The organism is Paenibacillus sp. VTT E-133291 (genome assembly GCF_002264395.1).
In the GTDB taxonomy this organism is placed as follows: Bacteria; Bacillota; Bacilli; order Paenibacillales; family Paenibacillaceae; genus Paenibacillus_AQ; species Paenibacillus_AQ nitricinens.
In genome coordinates this window covers 1-2,740 of record NZ_NFVA01000190.1, presented here as the reverse complement: position 1 = coordinate 2,740, position 2,740 = coordinate 1, and the positions used below count along the sequence as shown (strand labels likewise).

The following is a 2,740-nucleotide window of genomic DNA, read 5'->3' as shown; positions in this document are numbered from 1 at the left end:
CACGTTAACTATCCGTAGTTTTTTGGCGTCATCTGCGTCCGTCCAATCGTCAACGCTGATACAATTCACGTTTATATACGCTGTTGCGTCTTCTACCGTTAGAGCCAAGCGCTCCACCTCCCGTTATTTTGCGGAGGTATTCGCGGCCTTTCGCGGTTTAGGCGTTGGCTTAACGGGTTCCTCCGGTACTTCTTCCGCATCAACGCGTTTAATCCACGTTGGGGTCAACGAGTCTAACAGCGCTATCTCCTCCGCGACCTCCGTTTCGTACGTGCCGTCCGCATTAAACTCGATTACGCTAGCAACGGAATATAGTGGGCTTGCGTTGTACTTAGCCATTACTTCGCCTCCAACGCCACAACTCGCGCAGCCAATTCCGCGAGAATTCCCTGAACATTAGTCGCGGTTCCTGGTCCGATCGCCGTTGCGGTTACTTGCGTTGCTGTATGGGCATGGTTCCCGGCTGCTGCCGTTGCCGCAGTAGCGCCGAGCGCTAGAGAGGACGTTCCTGCGCCAATCGCTGTACGAGCCGCCGTCGCGTCTACCGCTTTGATTACGTTGCGTCCAACGACAGTTGCGTCTGTGATATTCGCAGCCGTTACGGTACTAGCGCCACCACCTCCCGCACCTTCTTGCAAATCTTGGATGATATCGCCCAGACCTACGTCATTAGCTGCGGGGCTAACGAGGTTTAGGCGCTCTTTGTCGTGGTCTGATATTGCCACTATTCGTTCACCTCCGTAAGATTAAAGGGAGCCGAAGCTCCCCGCGTTATTAAGATACAGACGTAGAGATATTCTCAAGGATTGCGATTTTTTCAGCCGCATTTTTCACCGTTACGCCGTACTCTCCGCGAATCTGACGCGCTACAAAGTCAGCGCCTGGAACGGTGGCATCGGTGTCAAACAGACCGCGACCGTTCAGTGGATTGATAGACAAGATGTCGCGGTCAAACAGCGCGATCTTATTTTTCGGGAAGTTCGGGTCAACGATGACAGTCGCAACAGAACCGCCTACGATATCAGAGACGAACGTTTGGATCTTGTGTCCGGTCGCAGTATCAGTACGTTCAGTGCGGATAGTATCCGAAGCAAACTTCGTAATCTGACGCGCACCTGCGGTATTGGTTAAGATCGTGTTAACGGAACCGCCGCGTTGGTACACTTTTTCCGCGAGATCGTTCAGCATCTTCGGAGAGATTTCGCCGCCGTTTGCGTTCTGTTTAGCGGAGCCCTTCTTGTCAGCAAAGTAAAGCAGACCGCCAGTTGTACGCGGAGTTCCCGCGCCTGCATCAATACGACGACCGTAAATCAACCAGTCATTTTGTTCCCGCGCGATCTCTTTCAGACGAAGCTGTACTTGGTAGTCGAGCTCATTAGTGACGTTATAAGTGCGGACATTTTGCTGCGTACCAGAAACGGCAGCATAACGCTCGATAATTTGCGCGTAGTTGAAATCAACCAGACGGTCATGTCCTTCGTCAACGCCTGGTAGCGCGCCTTCAAGTTGCGGACGGGAAACGATGCGGATTTCTGCGCCACTGGTTACCGCTGCTGCAGTTGTTCCGTCATACCCACGTACTACCGTGATTACATCACCCACTACGGCTGTTACGCGGAGATACTCTTCGCCGATAACTACGATTGCGTTGACGCGGAATTTCAGTCCATCGCCTTCCGCTACCGTAATCGAGGTTGCGCCGACTAGCGCCGCTGCAGCCGCTGTCGCGCGGTTAGAGTTAAGGTTATCCGACATCCATTCGTACTTCGTTTGATATAGCGGAGTGGTGCCGATTCCGATAAGACCGAGCAACGTTGGAGCATCGTCGATAATAAGCGAAATACCTGCTTCTAGCTGGCGTACCTGGTCCTGAAAGTCATAAGATTTCAACATTAATGAGTTCCCCCTTGAGTTTGGTTAAAATAAAAAGGCCCGGAATTTTCCGTAGCCTTGGCTTACTTCTTATTTAATTTGTTTGAGATTTCAATAACCTTTGAGAAGTCCTTAGCCTTACGCGCTTCCGATAGTTGCGCCTCAAGTGTCTTTCTCTCGTCCTCGTCCGGGTTACCTCCGCCACCACCGCCGATAGGTTTCGGCTTTGTCTCCGCAACTAAGTACGGTTCAGCCACAATAAGTGCCTCGACCGCTTCTTTAACGCCAATCGCGTTACCTTCGTTATCTACTGACGCGCTACTCAAATCCGCCAGTTTCAGCGCGGCCGCCAATCGGTCAGCCGGTACGTTCTTTTCGCGCGCCAACGCCTTAAACTCCGCATTAATCAAACGTTTATTAGCGGTTGTAATTGCGGCGGCTCCGCGGTCCTCTGCTTCCTGCGCTTTAATGCGTGCGGCTTCGAGATCGGCGGCTAAACGCTCCGTCTCCGTCAAGTCCGCTTTAGCGCGTTCAGCCTCCGCTAGCTCAAGCGCAGTTAATTTCGTTTTGATATCGTCATAATCTTCGCGGCCTTTACGGTCCCTTGCGAGACGCTCGGCAACAATGCGGTCTAGATCCGCCTGCGTAAACGTCTTATCGGGCGTTGGGTCGGGTGTTGGATTCGGATCAGGGTCCGGATCGCCTTCCGCAAATAACTGCAGATTCATCGGATATCGTGAGCGTTTAATTTCGTTTTCCATTGTTTGTCCTCCGTCCGCTTTGAGCCCGTCGGCTATCGTATGTCTGACCGTAAAGTTTATCGCGTCAATTCACGTCTGGACGCGGAGCCTTATTGCTCCAATATCTT

At 52.2% G+C, this 2,740-nt stretch carries 4 protein-coding genes; all 4 read right to left on the bottom strand.

Annotated features, from left to right (window positions below):
* Positions 1-123 precede the first annotated feature (123 nt).
* The gene (locus CA598_RS31380) at positions 124-339 is read right to left on the bottom strand and encodes a hypothetical protein (RefSeq protein ID WP_094879033.1); all 216 of its coding nucleotides are present in this window, start codon (positions 337-339) and stop codon (positions 124-126) included.
* On the bottom strand, positions 339-725 hold the full coding sequence (locus CA598_RS31375) for a hypothetical protein (protein ID WP_094879032.1): 387 nt from the start codon (positions 723-725) through the stop codon (positions 339-341). Before CA598_RS31375 ends, CA598_RS31380 begins: the two co-directional genes overlap by 1 nt.
* Positions 726-774: 49 nt before the next feature.
* Positions 775-1,893 carry an SU10 major capsid protein gene (locus CA598_RS31370; protein ID WP_094879031.1) on the bottom strand — a complete coding sequence of 373 codons (1,119 nt, stop codon included), beginning with the start codon at positions 1,891-1,893 and terminating at the stop codon, positions 775-777.
* A 62-nt stretch (positions 1,894-1,955) separates the two neighbouring features.
* Positions 1,956-2,633 carry a phage scaffolding protein gene (locus CA598_RS31365; protein ID WP_094879030.1) on the bottom strand — a complete coding sequence of 226 codons (678 nt, stop codon included), beginning with the start codon at positions 2,631-2,633 and terminating at the stop codon, positions 1,956-1,958.
* Positions 2,634-2,740 lie beyond the last annotated feature (107 nt).